Raw genomic sequence first — 15,360 nt, forward strand, 5'->3', positions numbered from 1 at the left:
GTCTCCCCTGCCGGCGGTATGGCTCTTGTGAAGGGGTCGGCACCCGAATCGGGCAGCGACGCAGCTCACGCCGTTCTCACACGATCTTGGGGCCCGCTGCCGGCGGTCGTCGGCGGGCGAGGTCCTGCGGGGTGTCCACGTCCCCGGCCTCCCCCGGTCGGGCGGTGACGGCCACCGGGTCCAGCGGGCCGAGGACCGACCGCATGGAGGCGTTGCGAGGGTCGGCGGGCAGGGCTCGGCGCAGCTTTGCCGTGCGCCACGCGCCGGTGAGCCACTGCGACCGGCCGTCGTCGTCCACGAGCACCGCGCCCGCGTCGCCGACAGCCGCCAGCAGCCGGTCCACTGTGGACCGGGTGATGCCCGGCTGGTCCACCGCGAGGACCACCACCAGGCCGGTGTGGACGTGCGCGAGACCTGCGGCCAGACCTGCCACCGGTCCCCCGCCTGGCGGGTCCTCGCGGGCCCACGTCACGGCGGGGACGTCGGCCTTCCGCGGTCCGACGACGACGGTCTGCCGCGCCTGCGCGACCGCGTCGAGCACGTGGTCGAGGAGCGTGCGGCCGTCCACCACGACGGACGCCTTGTCCACCCCGCCCAGCCTGCTGCCACGACCACCGGCGAGGACCACCGCCGCCCAGGACTCCGGTTCGGACACGGCCCCCACGGTAGCCCTAGGCGGCTTCGCCCAGCGCGTCGTCGTTGTCCGAGGTGAGGAGCATCAGCGAGCCGATGACGGAGACGACGAAGGCGAATACGAAGGTGGGCCAGCCGGCGGAGAAGTGCTGCATCCAATCGTGGTTCACAAGGGCACCGATCCCTGGTTTCAGGCAGGAGCGCTGAAGTGCGCCCCGCGCTTGCCCGAAAGCCCAACGGCGCCCTTTCTTCCTAACCCCGCGTGCCTACCTTCACCACATTGGCCCAGCCGTATTGACCGATTCGCAATCCGGCGTCCCGTTATCTCTACTGCCGGTAGTTTCCTACTGCGCTGAATGGACCATTACAGCGCTGTGCGGGTGAGCCAGTGATCCAGCAGGCCCCTGTCGCCGCCGACGACGACCTCGGGATCGTCGGCCGGCAGCCGCCGGGTGAAGACCAACAGCAGGTCACGGGCCGTCGCGGTGACCGTGACGGCCACGTCGTCCGCGTCGTCCGCGTCGTCCGCGTCGTCCGCACCGCGTCGCCAGGTCGGACCGGCGGGCCCGCGGGTGATCAGCCACGGGGTCGTGTCGTGCGGGCGCAGCAGGAGGGTCTGGCCGTCGCCGCGCAGTTCGCCCAGCGCCGGCTTCACGACGGCAGTGCCCGGCGCGGTCAGCAGGTCCAGGACCTCGTCGAGGGCGCCGGCCGCGAGGTCGGTCGGGATCGCGGGCGCCCGGCCGGCGAGGTCGGCGTGGTGCACGGTGGTGTCGTGCAGCATCCGGCTCAGCCAGAACCGGGCGGGCCGGTCGCCGAGGTAGGTCCACACCGGTGTCGAGCTGCGGTTCACCGCGTCGATCAGCTCACGCGCGCCGTCGTGCAGCCAGTCGGCCCAGTTCTCCGGAACGTGTTGGGCACGGGGATCGGGCACCTCGACCGGCCGGCCCGTGCGCACGATCTCCGCGGCCCAACGGTGTTCCTGACCGATGTGCGCGACCAGGTCCCGCACCGTCCACTCCGGACAGGTCGGCACCGGTTCGGCGAAATCACGCACGTGTGCGGTAAAAGCGGCGGTCTGCTCGCGCAGCCATTCGGCGAGCCGGTCGGAGTTCTGCATGGCCGTACCGTAGGAACGGCACCGGGGTGGAGGTTCAACAGATGGTGACGGGGGACACACTGCTTGGCATCGGCGACCTCGCGCGGCTGACCGGGGTGCCGGTGCGCACGATCCGGTTCTACTGCGACGAAGGCATCCTGGAGTCCCGGCGCAGTGCCGGCGGGCACCGCAGGTTCGACCGGGCGGCGGTCGAGCGGTTGGAGACGGTCCGGCGGTTGCGCGGGCTGGGGCTGGGGTTGCCCGCGATCGCGGACGTGCTCGCCGGGCGGCGGTCGCTGGACGATGTGGTGGCGGCGGAACGGGCCGCGCTGGACGTGTCGTTGGCCGGGTTGGCGTGGCGCAGGGCCTCCCTCCGTGCGGTGGAGCACGCGGCCTCACCCGCCGTACGGGACGCGCGGCTGGCCCTGTTGGCCGGCGCGCAGGACGGTCGGGCCGTGCGCGAGTCGCTGACGTCGTTCTGGACCCGGTGCTACCTCGGGCCCGCGCCACCGGAGACGGTGGAGATGTTCTTGCACGTGAGCGCGCCACCGCCGCCCGCCGACCCGACGCCCGCGCAGGTTCTCGCCTATGCCGAGATGGCCGTGCTGACAGCGGACCGGTCGCTGCGCCACCGGTTGTCGACGCGTGAACGTGTGCCGGACCAACGGGCCCTGCACGACGGCGTGGGCCGGGCGTGCGAACTGGCTCGTCCACTGGTGTCGGCGGGCCGCGCGCCGGAGCCGGGGCCCGCGCTGGACCTCTTCGTGGCGTCGTACGCGGCGGTGTGGGGTACGCGGGACACGCCCGCGTACCGCAGGGTTCTGCGTGGGCAGACGGAAGTCGACCGCGACCCCCGGCTGCGCCGGTACTGGCAGTTGGTCGCAACGGTGACCGGCGAGGCCGTCACGGTGGGGGTTGCGCACTCGTGGCTGCTCGACGCCCTGACGTCCTGACCAGCTCGACCTCGTTCGCCGCCGCACCGACCACTGTGCGCACCTCGACGCTTCGCAGGGGTCCCCGGCAAGGGGACCCCTGCTTTGATCTTGCCGGCCGGGACCGACAATTTCGGTCGGCCGAGGGCAGCCTGTGGATAGGCGGATCGCCTGTGGACAACTGTCGGACGCGGACCGCTGTGGACGACTGTCGGACGCCGGCCGGCCGCGGTGCGTGCACGGCGCGTCAAGCGCCCACCCGCCGTCCGATCACCCGGTTGCGGCCGGCGTCCTTGGCTTCCAGGACGGCCACGCTGGCCTCCTCCACCGCGTCGGTGACCGAGGCGCCGGGCAGGACCTCCACCGCGCCGATCGACACCGTCACCACCCCGCCGGCGTTGCCCCGGTGTTCGACGCCGAGCCGTTCCACCGCCTGCCGGATCCGCTCCGCCAACGCCAGCGCGCCGTCCAGCCGCGTGCCGGGCAGCAGCACGGTGAACTCCTCGCCCCCGTACCGGTACGCCCGGTCGGCGGAGCGGGCGGTGCGGCTGATGGCCTGGCCGACCCGGCGCAGCGTCTCGTGCCCGGCCAGGTAGCGGTACAGCGTGTTGTAGTTGTGGAAGCGGTCGATGTCGATCAGCAGCAGGCTGTACGGCTCGCCGGCGCCGTTGTGGCGGGCGTGGTCGGCGTCGAAGGTGGCCGGGTTCGGCAGGCCGGTCCGCTGGTCGATGGTCGCGGCCTCGGCCAACGCCCGGTTCTCCGCGTGCAGCTCCTCCAGCCGTTCGGCGAGCCGGTCCACCTGGTGCTTGCGGGCCAGCGCCCAGTCCTCCAGGTCCTCGTCGTAGACGGCCACGCCGACCGGGCCGATCGTCTTCGCCCGGTACATCGCGAGATCCGCCTGGTGCAGCAGGTCTTCGGCACCGTGACCGGGCCGGACGAACGTGATGCCCGCCGACACCGACACCCGGATCACGCCCTCGTCCAACGTCACCGGCGTGGCGATGACGGCCAGGATCTCGCGCGCGGCGGCGATGGCCTGCTGTTCGTCCAGTTCGTCGAGCAGCACGGCGAACTCGTCGCCGCCCAACCGCGCCGCCGTGCCCCGGCCGTCGACAACGGCGGCCAGGCGGGACGCGACCAGGCGCAGCACGTGGTCACCGGCGGCGTGGCCGTGGCGGTCGTTGACGTCCTTGAACTGGTCCAGGTCGAGGAACACCAGCACCGGCCCCGGCGCGCCGCGCACCGCCTGCTCCAGCCGGGGCAGGAACCCGGTGCGGTTCGCCAGGCCGGTCAACGCGTCGGTGTTGAGCCGGCCGCCGAGCTCGTCCGCCGTCTCCGCCCACCCGGTGACGTCGAGCGCCACCACCACCAGACCGCGCACCTCCGGGTCCGTGCTCAGGTCGCGGGCGACCAGGTCGACCCTCCGGTACGCGGAACCCTCCACAGGCACGGCACACGTGCAGCGTGACGCCCCCGTGTGGCCCGCCGCCTGGAGGAACGTGCCGACCGCCGCCGCGTCACCCGTCGCCACCAGATCGGGCAGCAGACCGGACGCGCCGCCGAACAACCGCCGGGCCGCCGGGGACGCCCACCGCACGCCCAGGTCGTTCGGGTCGACCACCAGCACGGCGGCGTCGGCCCGTTCGAGCACCGCCTGGTGGAAAGCGCCGTTCATCGCGCCGCTCTGAGGAACCGCAGCAGGGCCCGGTCGAACTCGGCCGGCCGGTCGAGGTCCACCAGGTGACCGGCGCCTTCGATGCCGAGCTGTCCGTCCCACGTGACGCCGCTCAGCCCACCGCCGTGCGGCGGCACGACCGGTGGCCCGTCACCACGTCGCTCACAGCCCGATTCGCCGTCGTCGAGCATCAAGCGGCCGGCCGTCATGGTCCCCCCTGGACATTGACTTCCCCCGTCAGGTCTCCAACGCTACCGAATCCGCGCCGCGCATTCGGGTGATCACGACCAATACCCGCATTTCCGGGGTGCGAATTCGCCGGAACACACCCAATGGGGTTCATATCCACCCGCAGTCCACAATGGATACACCAATTGAGACGGACGGAAAATCGGTGGACGACGTGACAGGGCCGCCCTAGCCTCGCCCGCGATCCGTCCTCACCGTCTTCGAAGAGGTGCATTTGATGTCCGTCCGAGTCACGGCCGCCGAGCGGTCGTTCACGCAGACCTTTCCCTTGGACGTGAGGACAACCGGAAGTGGACATACCCCGTAGCTTCACCATCCGCGAGAGCGGCCACCGCATCCACAACCCGCTGGACGGCACCAAGGTGGCCCTCCTCGGCGAGGTGCTGCGCCTGACGCCCGGCTCGCACATGCTCGACCTGGCCTGCGGGTCGGGCGAGATGCTGTGTACGTGGGCCCGTGACCACGGGCTGACCGGCACGGGCGTCGACCTCAGCGCGACGTTCCTGGCCGGCGCGAAGGCCCGTGCCGCCGAACTGGGTGTGGCCGACCGGGTCGGGTTCGTGCACGGCGACGCGGCGGGTCACGTCGCGGACGAGCCGGTGGACATCGCGGCGTGCATCGGCGCGGCGTGGATCGGCGACGGCGTGCCCGGCACGGTCGACCTGCTGCGGCGCAACCTGCGCCCCGGCGGTCTGCTGCTGATCGGGCACCCGTTCTGGCGGCTCGACCCGCCGGACCAGGCCGCCGTCGAAGGCAGTCACGCGACCAGCCGGGACGAGTACCTGCCGCTGCCCGAGCTCGTCGAGCAGTTCGGCGGGCTGGGCTGCGACGTGGTGGAGATGGTGCTGGCCGATCAGGACAGCTGGGACCGCTACGCCGCGGCGCAGTGGCTCAACACCCGCCGCTGGCTGGACGAGAACCCGGACGACGAGTTGGCGCCCGCGATGCGCGCCGAGCTCGACACCGAACCGGCCCGGTACGTGCGCTACCAGCGCGAGTACCTGGGTTGGGGGGTGTTCGCCCTGATGGACCGCTGATGCGGTGCGCGGGTCCCGATCTCCGGGGCCCGCGCCATCATGGACCCATGGGTGATCATCGACTGCGCGTCGAAGTGGTGTCCGGGCCGGCCATCGCCGACCGGTTGCGCGAACTGGACGTGACCGGGCTGGTGACCGTGCTCGACCGGCCCGGACCCGCCGCGCTCGTCGTGGCGGGTGTCGAGAACGGGCACGCGGACGTCGTGCTGGACGACCTCCGTCAAGTGGACGCCCTGTGGTCGGATCGCATCGCGCCGTTCGCCCGTCGGTTCGCGGGCATCGACCCACCGCCGCGCACACCGCCGGTCCTGGAAGAACACGACCCGAGACTGCCCGTGGCCGCACGACGCCTGCTCGACCGGCTGCGCGTGTATCTCCACGAGCAGTCGTGGACCTACGACCACATCGGCTCGACCGCCGTGCCGGGGTTGCGCGCGAAGCGGTTCATCGACCTCCAACTCGGCGTGACCGCGTTGCCGAACCACGACTCAGCGTTCGACCGCACGGTGGCCGCACTGGGTTTCCGCGTCGCGAAAGGTGCCCGGCCGGACTCGCCCGGCGTGGACCGCGACTGGAACACCGACCCGGCGATCGCACCCGACCTCTACCGCAAACGGCTCTACGTCCGCCCCGACCCGGCCGAGCCCGCGATCCTGCACGTGCGGCGGCTCGGCAGCCCGTGGCCCGAGGCGACGGTCCGGTTCCGCGACCGGCTGCGCGCCGACCCGGCCGTGCGCAGCGCGTACGAGACCGCGAAAGCCCGTGCGGCCGAAGCACACGCCGACGACGACGATTACGACGACTACACCCGCGCGAAATCGGATTTCTTCCGCTCGACCAGGTGAATCGGCTCAAGCCGTACGGACCGCACGCCGATGGGGCGGTGCTCGATCGACCAAGATCCCCGACACGTGCGGAAGGAGTTCGGCATGGCTCTGCGCGACCGCGTCCGCGATGTCGTGGACGGCAAGCGCTGCCAGCGGATGATCATCGGGGTGATCGTGGTCAACGCGGTCGCCCTCGGTTGCGAGACGTCACCGGCGCTGGTCGCGTCCTACGGCGGCCTGTTCACCGTGCTGGACCACGCCGCCCTGGTGATCTTCGTCGCCGAGTTGGCCGCGCGGTTCTACGCGCACCGCCTCCGGTTCTTCCGCGACCCGTGGAACTGCTTCGACTTCGTCGTCGTCGGCATCTCCCTGCTGCCCGCCGCCGGGCCGCTGTCGGTGATCCGGTCCCTGCGCATCCTGCGCGCGCTGCGGCTGGTCGCGATGGTGCCGAGCATGCGCCGCGTGGTGACCGCGCTGGTGAAGTCGATCCCCGGCCTGCTGTCGCTGTCCGGCCTGCTCGTGCTGCTGCTGTACGTCGGCAGCGTGGTCGCGTTCAACCTGTTCCGCGCCAGCGGCGACGCCCGGTTCGACGACCTCGGCTCGACCATCCTGACGCTGTTCCAGATCACCACCGGCGACAGCTGGTCGGACGTGATGCGCGACCTGATGGCGACCCAGCCGCTGGCCTGGATCTTCTTCCTGGTCTACCTGCTGGTCGGCACGTTCACCATGCTGAACCTGTTCATCGCGGTGGTGTGCAGCGCGATGGAGTCCGAGACGCAGGCGCCGCCGAGCCCGCCGGACGACCGGCTGTTGGGCGAGATCAAGGCACTGCGCGAGGAAGTGCGTGCGTTGCGCCTGGACCCCGTGGGCGATCGCGGTTGACGCCCGCCTGAACCTCCGGCCGGCCGCTACAGCACGCGGGTGGCGTAAGGCATGATGCCGCCGTAGCGGACCGGGGCGATGCGGACGGACGAGCCCGAGAACGGGGCCTCGATCATCATCCCGCCGCCGAGGTACAGGGCCACGTGGGTGCCGCCGCCCGGACCCCAGAACAGCATGTCGCCGCGCTGTGCCAGGACGAGCGGCACCTTGCGGCCCACGTTGTACTGGTAGCCGCTGAAGTGCGGCAGGTACACGCCCGCGCCCGCGAACGCGTACATCATCAGCCCCGAGCAGTCGAAGCCGACGTTGTGGTAGTCGCCGTGCGCATCGCCGACGCCCCCGTCGCGGATGCCGACGGTCGGGCCGTTGTGGTCGCCGCCGCCCCACGAGTACCGGACGCCCAGCTGCCGCATCGCGCGGGCGATGGCGATCTCCACGCCGGCACCGCTCGGCGCCACCACTGACCGCGGGTTCGGCGCCGCCGCGGCGAGGGCGGCCTGGCGTGCGGCTTCCTCCTCCTCGCGACGCTTGTCGTCCAGCCACTGGTTGTACTGGACGCGTTGGCCTTCCAGACCTTCGACGGCGCTCAACGCCCGGGCGAGTTCGGCCTCCACGCGGGTCTTGTCGTCCTGGATGCTCTGCGCGGCGGCGGCCTGGCCCTGCTGGGCCTGCACGGCGGCGGCGCGCGCGGCGTCGGCGGACCTCATGGCCTGGTCGGCGGCGGCCTGCTTCTGGTTGGCCAGGTCGAGGGCCGCACGGGCCGCGGAGTCCTTGTTCGCCTTCTCCCCACGGCGGCGCTCGACGTCCTCCAGCGCGTCGAGGCCGGATTCGCCGACGGCCTCCAGCAGCTGCGCGCGGGCCAGCAGGTCCTGCGGGCTGGACGCGCCGAAGTAGGCCGCGACGGAGCCGATGAGGCTGCCCTGCTGGAAGCTGGCGGCGGCGAACTCGTCCAGCTGCGCGCGGGCGTCCTCGACGGCCCGCCCCGCGGCGTCGGCCTCGACCTTCGCCGCGTCCGCGTTCCGGCGCGCCTGGTCCGCTTCGCGCTGGGCGGCCTCCAGGTCGACGCGCGCCTTGTTGGCCAGCTCCATCTTGAGCGCGACGTCGTCGGTCAGCTCCTGCAAGCGCGCCTCGGCGGCGGTGAGCTGACCGGTCAGCTCACCGACGCGGGCGGCCTTGGCGTCGGCCTGCCGCCGACCGGCGCTGATCTCGTCGTCGCCGGGGTTGGGCAGCGGTGGCGCGGCGAGCGCCGTGCCGGTCAGACCGAGGACGGCGGTCAGCGTGACCAGGACCGAAATGACCCATCGACTCACTGCTCCCATCCTCCCCGCCCACTTGGCCGTTCCGCGTTACGCCGAATGGCGTCACACAGAGCGACTGTGCCACTACCGCTTCACCGGCTCCAGTCGATCAGGCGTGAACGTCAGCCACATGGGTCACGGCAGGCACGGGGGAACCACTCTCCGGTGGAGTGGCGGGAGGACTCAGTTGACCTTGCGCTCCAGGTCGGACCAATACGGCGCGCGGAGCTTGAACTTCTGCACCTTCCCGGTGGCGGTGCGCGGGATGGCGTCGCGGAACTCGACCGACGTCGGCGCCTTGTACCCGGCCAGCCGGGTCTTGCAGTGCGCGATCAACTCCGCCTCGGTCACCTCCGCACCCTCGGCGACCACGATCAGCGCCTTGATCGTTTCGCCCCACTTCTCGTGCGGCACCCCGATCACCGCCGCCTCGGCCACCGCGGGGTGGCTGAACAGGGCGTCCTCCACCTCGATGGACGACACGTTCTCCCCGCCGGTGATGATCACGTCCTTCTTGCGGTCGGAGATGGTGAGGTGGCCCTCGTCGTCCAGCACGCCGCCGTCACCGGTGTGGAACCAGCCGCCCTCCAGCGCGTCGGCGCTAGCCTCCGGGTTCTCCCAGTAGCCGGCCATGACGACGTTCCCGCGGGCCAGCACCTCGCCGCTCTCGGACACCTTCAGCCGCACGCCGAGCCCCGGCGCGCCCGCCCGCGACAGCTTGCGCGCCCGCTCGTCCGGCGACAGCGCGTCATCACCCGGCCGTGAACGGTTGAACGTGAGCAGCGGTGACGTCTCGGTCAGGCCGTAGAGCTGCAGGAATTCCCAGCCCAGCTCCTCGCCGACGCGGGCGATGGTGCGGCTGGGCGGCGGCGCGCCCGCGCAGATGATGCGGACCCGGTCACGGCCGGGGATCTCGCCGTCCCACTCCTGGGCGGCGTCGAGGACGGCGTTCCACACGGCCGGGGCGCCGCACATCAGCGTGACGCCGTGGTCGCGGACCCGGTTGAGGATCTCCGTGCCGTCCACCTTGCGCAGCACGACCTGCGGCACGCCCAGCCCGGCGAGGCCGAACGGCATGCCCCAGCCGTTGCAGTGGAACATCGGCAGGACGTGCATGTAGACGTCCCGCTCCCAGGCGCGGGCGTGCATGGCGAAGGTGACCGCGTTGATCCAGATGTTGCGGTGGGTCATCTGGACACCCTTGGGTCGGGCGGTGGTGCCGGAGGTGTAGTTGATGGTGGCGGTCGCGTCCTCGTCCGGCTCGCTCCACGGGCGGGGTTCGGTGTCGAAGCGCATCAGTTCCGACTCGGTCTGCTCGCCGAGCACGAAGCGGTGCCGGGCGGTGACCTCGTCCAGCTCCAGCTCGGGGTCCACCAGCAGGACGGACGCGCCGCTGTGCTCGACGATGTAGGACACCTCGTCGGGGCGCAGCCGGAAGTTGACCGGGACCGCGATGCGGCCGGTGGCGGGCACGGCGTGCAGCAGTTCGAGCAGCCGGGCCGAGTTGTGGCTGACCACGGCGACCCGTTCGCCCTCGGCGAGGCCGAGCGCGTCGAACCCGGCCTGCCAGGCCCGGACGCGGGTGGCGAACCCGCCGTAGGTCGTGGTCGGCACGGGCGCGGCGGGCTGTTCGGGTTCGTCGACGGTGGCCGTCGTGTCGGCGAAGACCTGCTCCGCCCGGTAGAGGAAATCGGCGACAGTCAGGGGTACGCGCATGCGAACTCACCTTATTGACGGGCCTCGGCTCCGGCCAGCGCCGGCTCGGCCCGTGGTCAGCCGGTCGTCAACCCGCGGTCGGCCGGTGGTCAGCCGGTGGTCAGCACGAACCGCCGGTTGACCGGCTGCACGGAACGGGCGTGGTCGGCGTGGGCGCGGATGAAGGCGCGCAGGGCCGGGTCCTCCACGTGGACCGGTTGCTTCATGACCACCCAGCTCACCACCTCGTCGAACGCCCCCGTGGTCAGCGAGCCCTCGTAGCGGTGGAAGCCGCCGTCCGGGAACAGGGCGGCCAGGTCGATGCCGCTCGGCGGCTTCCCGTCGGACCCGCCCGGCTCACCGAGGTCGACGAACACCGCGATCACGCACGCCCGCAGCGCGTCGTCCGCCCTCAGGTGCACGGCGTGCATCTCCGCACCCCGCGCCCGGCCGTCCACCCAGTGCTCGCTCGGCCGGTGGAAGTGGATGTTGTCCAGCCGGAACTCCCGGTCGGCCAGGCACACCAGGTGCTCGCCCTTCGGGCGGAAGCGCCAGCCGTCGCCCTCCTCACTCGCGCTGAACTGGTCGGCGCGCCAGCGCACCTGCAGTTCCTGCTCCAGCGACGGCACCACCACCGCGTCGCGGATGTTGATCGGTGACTGCTGCTCTCCCACGCCGTCGATGCTGCCACCGCGAGCCGATCACGAGAGGATGGTTGAGCTGCGCGAACGGGTGATCACCGGGTGCCGTGATCACCAGGTGCTGGGGTCGCCCCAGGTGCGGATCGGGCCGGTGGCCACCACGGGCACCGCCGCCAACTCCGGCAACGCCGCACCGGCCGGTTCCCGCACCACCGCGGCCGCCAGCGAGTCGTACGGCGTCGGCTCCAGGTTGCAGATCACCACCGTCGCGCCCGCCCGTGCCGCCAGCGGCACCAACTGCGCGGCGGGCTCGACCGTGAGCGACGTCCCGGCCACCAACATCACGTCGCAGTCCAACGCCGCCGTGCGCGCCGCGCGCAACACATCCGGTTGCAGGGGCTCACCGAACGCGACCGTGGACGGCCGGAGAATCCCGCCGCACACCAGGCACTCCGGCGGAGAATCCCCGCTACGCACCCGTTCCAAGGCCTCACTCATCGCACTGGTGGCACCGCACGACACGCACACCACGCGCGACATCGACCCGTGCAGCTCCACCACCGACGACCCGGCCTGCTGGTGCAACCCGTCCACGTTCTGCGTCAACAACGACCGCACCCGCCCCGCCCGCTGCAACCCCGCCAACGCGCGGTGCGCGGCGTTCGGCGCGGCCGTCCACAAGGGATCTTCCAGCCACGATCCCCACGCCGCCCGCCGAACCTCCACCGATGTCAGGAACGACGACGCGTCGAACCCGAACCGCACCACCCCCGACTCGACGGACACCCCGGCGCCGGTGAGCGCGGTGATCCGCCGCGCGACGGCCATCACGTCCCGTGCACTCATGCCCCCACCGTTTCACACGCCTGCGAGCATGTCCGAATGCGCAGGAAATGGACGGGCGCGGTGCTCGGAGTTATCGGTTTGATCACGGCGGTGGTCGGGACCTTCCTGCCCTGGCTGCGATCCGGCACCGTCACCAGGACCAGTTACGAGGTGCTCGCTCTGCGTGGTTTCGCCGGGTTGAACGGCGTGTCGGGCGAGATCGTCCGCGGCGTTTGGGTGGGACTCACCCCGTTGGCGGTGTGCTGCGTGCTCCTCTGGGCGGTGCGATTTCACCGGTTCGCCGCGTGCCTCGCCCTGCTTTTTGACACGATCGTGGGAACGGTGGCGGCACTTGCCGCCGTCCAAGGGGGCAACGAGGCGGCACTGGTCGGGATCAGCCTGATCGGACCGGTGGTCACCCTCGGTGGTGCTGTGCTGGGGATCGCAGGGGCGATCACCGTGCTCACCGCGAAAACCCGCACAGCGATCAGCACTCCAGGAGGAGCACCGTGACGTACCCAGGTGGCGGCGGAGGCGAATGGCCACCGCAGAACAACCCGTACGGCCAGCCGCAGCAAGGCCCGCAGCAGGGCGGTTACCCGCAGCAGGGCGGCTACCCGCAGACCGGCCCCCAGCCGCAGCAGGGTTACCCGCAGACCGGTCCGCAGCCGCAGCAGGGTTACCCGCAGACCGGTCCGCAGCAGCAGGGCGGCTACCCGCAGACGGGTCCGCAGCCGCAGCAGGGCTACCCGCAGACCGGTCCGCAGGGCTTCTCGCAGCCCCAGCAGCCGGGCTACCAGCAGGAGTTCGGCCAGCAGCCCTACGGCCAGGCGCCGTACGGCTTCGCGGGCGGTCAGCCGCCGAAGAAGAAGCGCACGGGCCTGATCGTCACCGCGATCGTCGCCGTCATCGCGCTGGCCGCGGGCACGGCCGCCACGGTGTGGGCGCTGCGCAGCTCCGACGACGTCGCCGCAGGCTCCGAGAGCCCGTCCAGCGCGGCGAACAACCTGCTCAGCGCGCTGGGCAGCGGTGACATCCTCGGCATCATGAACGGCCTGGCGCCCGCCGAGGCCAAGATCAGCAAGGACTACACCGAGGCCACCATCAGCGAGGCCAAGCGGCTGGAGATCCTCAAGCCCGACGCCGACCCGAACAAGGTCAGCGGGGTCCAGATCAAGAGCGAGGGCGTCAAGTTCGACGACGCCGCCGCGGAGAAGGTCAACGACCACCTGACGATCAACAAGGTGGTCGAGGGCAAGATCACGATCACCTCGGACGTCAAGGACGTCCCGTTGACCGACAAGCTGGTCGACGCGCTGGGCGCGGAGGCGAACAAGGGTCCCCAGACCGAGACCATCGACTTCGCCAAGGAGATGGCCGACCGCAAGGGCAAGCCGATCGGCATCGCCACCATCAAGGTCGGCGACGACTGGTACCCGAGCCTCTTCTACACCATCGCGAACGCCGCGCTGGAGGAAGAGGACCTGAAGTGGCCCGCCAAGGGCATCACGCCGGCCGGCGCGGGCTCGGCCAACGACGCCGCGAAGAACATGGTGGAAAAGGCGCTCGCCGGTGACATCGAGGGCGTCATCGCGCTGCTGCCCCCGGACGAGATGGGCGTTCTCCACGACGTCGGCCCGGTGATCCTGGAGCAGATCGGCCGGGTGCCCGCGACGGACGCCAAGCTGATCGAGCTGGAGACCGACTCCAAGGACGTCACCGGCGGCACGCTGCTGACCATCCGCAAGCTGGTGCTCGAAGTCGAGGGCGAGACCGGCGAGATCACCCGCGACGGCGACTGCTACACCGCCAAGGCCCAGGGTGAGACGCAGCGGCTGTGCGCGGACGAGATCACGCAGCTGGTCGAGCAGCAGGGCGGCCGCAACATCCCGTCCGCCGCGATCGACGTGATCGCCCGGGTCGGCGCGCAGGTCCTCAAGGACGGCGTCGGCGTGGTCGCCACCGAGGTCGACGGCAAGTGGTACGTCAGCCCGTTCCGCACCTACAGCGAGCTGGTCCTGACGCTGATGCGCGGCCTGCAGCCGTCCGACATCGACGAGCTGATCAAGGCCATCAAGTAGGTCAAGTCAGTCGTACACCCGGTCGGCCCCCGTCGCGCGCACTACCCTCGGCGGGGGCCGACCGCTGTGCCGAGCCAGGTCGCGCCGACCACGAACAGCACCGCGAGCACACCGGACAGTGTCAACGCGGACGTGACGCCGTCGTCGTGGGACAGCGACCAGAGCACGTTGCCCACGGGTGGAGTGCGGCCGAACAGGAACACCAGCACGACCAGTGCGGTCGCGGCGAGCACAGACCAGCCGACCTGCGTGATCACGGGACGGCTGCACAGCACGCCGACACCCACACCGACCAGCGCGCACACCGCCAGCGCCACGAACCCCTCCACCACCGTGGCGAGCGGGTACGGGCGGGCTTGCGTCACCACCGGCACCAGCGCGGCGACCAGTGCGAGCCCCAGCGCCGCGAGAGCGGACAGTGCGGCCACGGCCGCCTGGGCGCGTGCCCAACCGCCCGCCGTCACCACCGTGATCGTCCGGCGGACCGGGTCCTCGGCGGTCGCGACCACCACCGTCAGCCACACCGACACCGGGTAGACCAGCACGCACGTCCCCGCGTAGGCGGGCAGCGGCGGTCCGGCGTCGGAGGCGTAGAGCATCCCGAGCACGCCCACGTACAGCAGCAGCGGCGGCAGCCAGCGTTGCGTGCGCAGCACGTCCACCAGCAGGTACTTCACCAGCGCCGTCACGACCGCACGCTCCGCACCGAGCAGCCCAGCCGCAACACCTCGGCCAGCACGCCGTCGCTGAACCCGGCCCGCACCTCGACCCGGGCCCCGCCGCCGACCTCGCGTGCCGCGAACACCCCTTCCAACGAGCTGATCAGCGTGAACGCCTCTCCCACCCGGTCCAGTTCGATCACCACGCCACCCGACCGGACCGCACCGAGCGCCACCTCGCGCGCTCCCGGCACGTCGTGCCCGTGGTGGTCGGTCAGCACGACGGCCGCCTCCGAGGACGCCACCAACTCGCCCAGCACCCCGGCCGCGGCGGCGTCGAGCCCGGACCACGGCTCGTCCAGCACCAGCAGGTCGGTCGCGTGCAGCGCCTGCGCCAGCGCGATCTTCTGCGTGTTGCCCTTCGACAGGGTGGCCATCGGCGCGGACGGGTCGCCGACGAAACCGAGCGCCTCCACCAGCTCCCACCGCACCGGCACGCCCCGCACGGCGGCGAGGTGGCGCAGGTAGTCGCGCGCGGACAGCTTCACCCCGGTCGGGAACCGCTCCGGTACGTACCCGACCGACGACCCCCGGCTCACCCGGCCGCTCGACGCCGCCATCACCCCCGCGGCGATGCGCAGGAGCGTCGACTTGCCCGAGCCGTTGCCGCCGCGCAGCACGACCACTTCACCGGGCTCCACGGCGAGCGAGACGTCCCGCAGCACCCAGGGACCGCGGCCGTAGCGCTTACCGATTCGATCAAGACGCACCACGGGTGTGATGATGCCCGGATCAAGGTAGGACCGGGTTGAAGCGGAATACAGGAC

At 71.5% G+C, this 15,360-nt stretch carries 17 protein-coding genes; 6 read left to right on the top strand and 11 right to left on the bottom strand.

Annotated elements, in window-relative coordinates; all coding sequences use genetic code 11:
• Nucleotides 1-76 precede the first annotated feature (76 nt).
• From mobA to ALI22I_RS31940, 3 genes are all read right to left on the bottom strand, one after another.
• Nucleotides 77-655, bottom strand: coding sequence for a molybdenum cofactor guanylyltransferase (gene mobA, locus ALI22I_RS31935; RefSeq protein WP_077009363.1), 579 nt, complete (start codon nt 653-655; stop codon nt 77-79).
• Nucleotides 656-671: 16 nt separating this feature from the next.
• Complete coding sequence (locus ALI22I_RS54850; protein WP_274523007.1) at nt 672-803, bottom strand: hypothetical protein; 132 nt, start codon at nt 801-803, stop codon at nt 672-674.
• A 194-nt stretch (nt 804-997) separates the two neighbouring features.
• Complete coding sequence (locus ALI22I_RS31940; RefSeq protein WP_077009210.1) at nt 998-1,750, bottom strand: maleylpyruvate isomerase family mycothiol-dependent enzyme; 753 nt, start codon at nt 1,748-1,750, stop codon at nt 998-1,000.
• A gap of 41 nt (nt 1,751-1,791) precedes the next feature.
• Here ALI22I_RS31940 and ALI22I_RS31945 point away from each other — a divergent pair, with 41 nt between their 5' ends.
• The gene (locus tag ALI22I_RS31945) at nt 1,792-2,682 is read left to right on the top strand and encodes a MerR family transcriptional regulator (protein WP_077009211.1); all 891 of its coding nucleotides are present in this window, start codon (nt 1,792-1,794) and stop codon (nt 2,680-2,682) included.
• Nucleotides 2,683-2,908: 226 nt separating this feature from the next.
• Here ALI22I_RS31945 and ALI22I_RS31950 read toward each other — a convergent pair whose 3' ends face one another.
• Both ALI22I_RS31950 and ALI22I_RS31955 read right to left on the bottom strand, forming a co-directional pair.
• Nucleotides 2,909-4,336, bottom strand: coding sequence for a sensor domain-containing diguanylate cyclase (locus ALI22I_RS31950; RefSeq protein WP_077009212.1), 1,428 nt, complete (start codon nt 4,334-4,336; stop codon nt 2,909-2,911).
• Complete coding sequence (locus ALI22I_RS31955) at nt 4,333-4,545, bottom strand: hypothetical protein (RefSeq protein WP_077009213.1); 213 nt, start codon at nt 4,543-4,545, stop codon at nt 4,333-4,335. The genes ALI22I_RS31950 and ALI22I_RS31955 overlap by 4 nt, the downstream gene beginning before the upstream one ends.
• Before the next feature lie 330 nt (nt 4,546-4,875).
• Between ALI22I_RS31955 and ALI22I_RS31960 the strand changes: the two genes are divergently transcribed.
• The 3 genes from ALI22I_RS31960 to ALI22I_RS31970 all read left to right on the top strand — a co-directional run bounded on the left by ALI22I_RS31960 (nt 4,876) and on the right by ALI22I_RS31970 (nt 7,334).
• Entirely contained in the window at nt 4,876-5,622 is a 747-nt protein-coding gene (locus tag ALI22I_RS31960; protein ID WP_077009214.1) for an SAM-dependent methyltransferase, read from the top strand.
• 47 nt (nt 5,623-5,669) lie between these two features.
• The gene (locus tag ALI22I_RS31965) at nt 5,670-6,467 is read left to right on the top strand and encodes a GrpB family protein (RefSeq protein ID WP_083752168.1); all 798 of its coding nucleotides are present in this window, start codon (nt 5,670-5,672) and stop codon (nt 6,465-6,467) included.
• A gap of 84 nt (nt 6,468-6,551) precedes the next feature.
• A complete protein-coding gene (locus ALI22I_RS31970; protein WP_077009365.1) occupies nt 6,552-7,334 on the top strand; it encodes an ion transporter in 783 nt (260 codons plus the stop codon).
• Nucleotides 7,335-7,360: 26 nt separating this feature from the next.
• On the opposite strand, the gene ALI22I_RS31975 is transcribed toward ALI22I_RS31970, so the two are convergent.
• The 4 genes from ALI22I_RS31975 to ALI22I_RS31990 form a co-directional block, all read right to left on the bottom strand.
• Complete coding sequence (locus ALI22I_RS31975) at nt 7,361-8,653, bottom strand: NlpC/P60 family protein (RefSeq protein ID WP_077009215.1); 1,293 nt, start codon at nt 8,651-8,653, stop codon at nt 7,361-7,363.
• Nucleotides 8,654-8,815: 162 nt separating this feature from the next.
• Complete coding sequence (locus tag ALI22I_RS31980; RefSeq protein ID WP_077009216.1) at nt 8,816-10,348, bottom strand: AMP-binding protein; 1,533 nt, start codon at nt 10,346-10,348, stop codon at nt 8,816-8,818.
• Nucleotides 10,349-10,437: 89 nt separating this feature from the next.
• Nucleotides 10,438-11,001 carry a carbonic anhydrase family protein gene (locus ALI22I_RS31985; RefSeq protein ID WP_077009217.1) on the bottom strand — a complete coding sequence of 188 codons (564 nt, stop codon included), beginning with the start codon at nt 10,999-11,001 and terminating at the stop codon, nt 10,438-10,440.
• 78 nt (nt 11,002-11,079) lie between these two features.
• On the bottom strand, nt 11,080-11,814 hold the full coding sequence (locus ALI22I_RS31990) for an SIR2 family NAD-dependent protein deacylase (RefSeq protein ID WP_077009218.1): 735 nt from the start codon (nt 11,812-11,814) through the stop codon (nt 11,080-11,082).
• A gap of 36 nt (nt 11,815-11,850) precedes the next feature.
• On the opposite strand from ALI22I_RS31990, the gene ALI22I_RS31995 reads away from it, so the two are divergent.
• A complete protein-coding gene (locus tag ALI22I_RS31995) occupies nt 11,851-12,306 on the top strand; it encodes a hypothetical protein (RefSeq protein WP_077009219.1) in 456 nt (151 codons plus the stop codon).
• Nucleotides 12,303-13,874: a proline-rich domain-containing protein gene (locus tag ALI22I_RS51390; protein WP_083752170.1), complete on the top strand. Its 1,572-nt coding sequence runs from the start codon at nt 12,303-12,305 to the stop codon at nt 13,872-13,874. The genes ALI22I_RS31995 and ALI22I_RS51390 overlap by 4 nt, the downstream gene beginning before the upstream one ends.
• A gap of 41 nt (nt 13,875-13,915) precedes the next feature.
• Here the strand turns inward: ALI22I_RS51390 and ALI22I_RS32005 are convergent, their stop codons facing one another.
• Both ALI22I_RS32005 and ALI22I_RS32010 read right to left on the bottom strand, forming a co-directional pair.
• The gene (locus ALI22I_RS32005; RefSeq protein ID WP_077009220.1) at nt 13,916-14,563 is read right to left on the bottom strand and encodes a hypothetical protein; all 648 of its coding nucleotides are present in this window, start codon (nt 14,561-14,563) and stop codon (nt 13,916-13,918) included.
• A complete protein-coding gene (locus ALI22I_RS32010; protein ID WP_238598682.1) occupies nt 14,560-15,306 on the bottom strand; it encodes an ABC transporter ATP-binding protein in 747 nt (248 codons plus the stop codon). The genes ALI22I_RS32005 and ALI22I_RS32010 overlap by 4 nt, the downstream gene beginning before the upstream one ends.
• Nucleotides 15,307-15,360 lie beyond the last annotated feature (54 nt).

It is taken from the genome of Saccharothrix sp. ALI-22-I (assembly GCF_001984175.1).
Classification (GTDB): Bacteria; Actinomycetota; Actinomycetes; order Mycobacteriales; family Pseudonocardiaceae; genus Actinosynnema.

What these genes read in the sequence shown, in the direction of transcription:
- ALI22I_RS31970 (WP_077009365.1), top strand. Translation starts at nt 6,552, where the DNA reads ATGGCTCTGCGCGACCGCGTCCGCGATGTCGTGGACGGCAAGCGCTGC.
- ALI22I_RS31940 (WP_077009210.1), bottom strand. Translation starts at nt 1,750, where the DNA reads ATGCAGAACTCCGACCGGCTCGCCGAATGGCTGCGCGAGCAGACCGCC.
- ALI22I_RS31995 (WP_077009219.1), top strand. Translation starts at nt 11,851, where the DNA reads ATGCGCAGGAAATGGACGGGCGCGGTGCTCGGAGTTATCGGTTTGATC.
- ALI22I_RS31945 (WP_077009211.1), top strand. Translation starts at nt 1,792, where the DNA reads ATGGTGACGGGGGACACACTGCTTGGCATCGGCGACCTCGCGCGGCTG.
- ALI22I_RS31965 (WP_083752168.1), top strand. Translation starts at nt 5,670, where the DNA reads ATGGGTGATCATCGACTGCGCGTCGAAGTGGTGTCCGGGCCGGCCATC.
- ALI22I_RS31955 (WP_077009213.1), bottom strand. Translation starts at nt 4,545, where the DNA reads ATGACGGCCGGCCGCTTGATGCTCGACGACGGCGAATCGGGCTGTGAG.
- ALI22I_RS31950 (WP_077009212.1), bottom strand. Translation starts at nt 4,336, where the DNA reads ATGAACGGCGCTTTCCACCAGGCGGTGCTCGAACGGGCCGACGCCGCC.
- ALI22I_RS31990 (WP_077009218.1), bottom strand. Translation starts at nt 11,814, where the DNA reads ATGAGTGCACGGGACGTGATGGCCGTCGCGCGGCGGATCACCGCGCTC.
- ALI22I_RS31980 (WP_077009216.1), bottom strand. Translation starts at nt 10,348, where the DNA reads ATGCGCGTACCCCTGACTGTCGCCGATTTCCTCTACCGGGCGGAGCAG.
- ALI22I_RS31975 (WP_077009215.1), bottom strand. Translation starts at nt 8,653, where the DNA reads ATGGGAGCAGTGAGTCGATGGGTCATTTCGGTCCTGGTCACGCTGACC.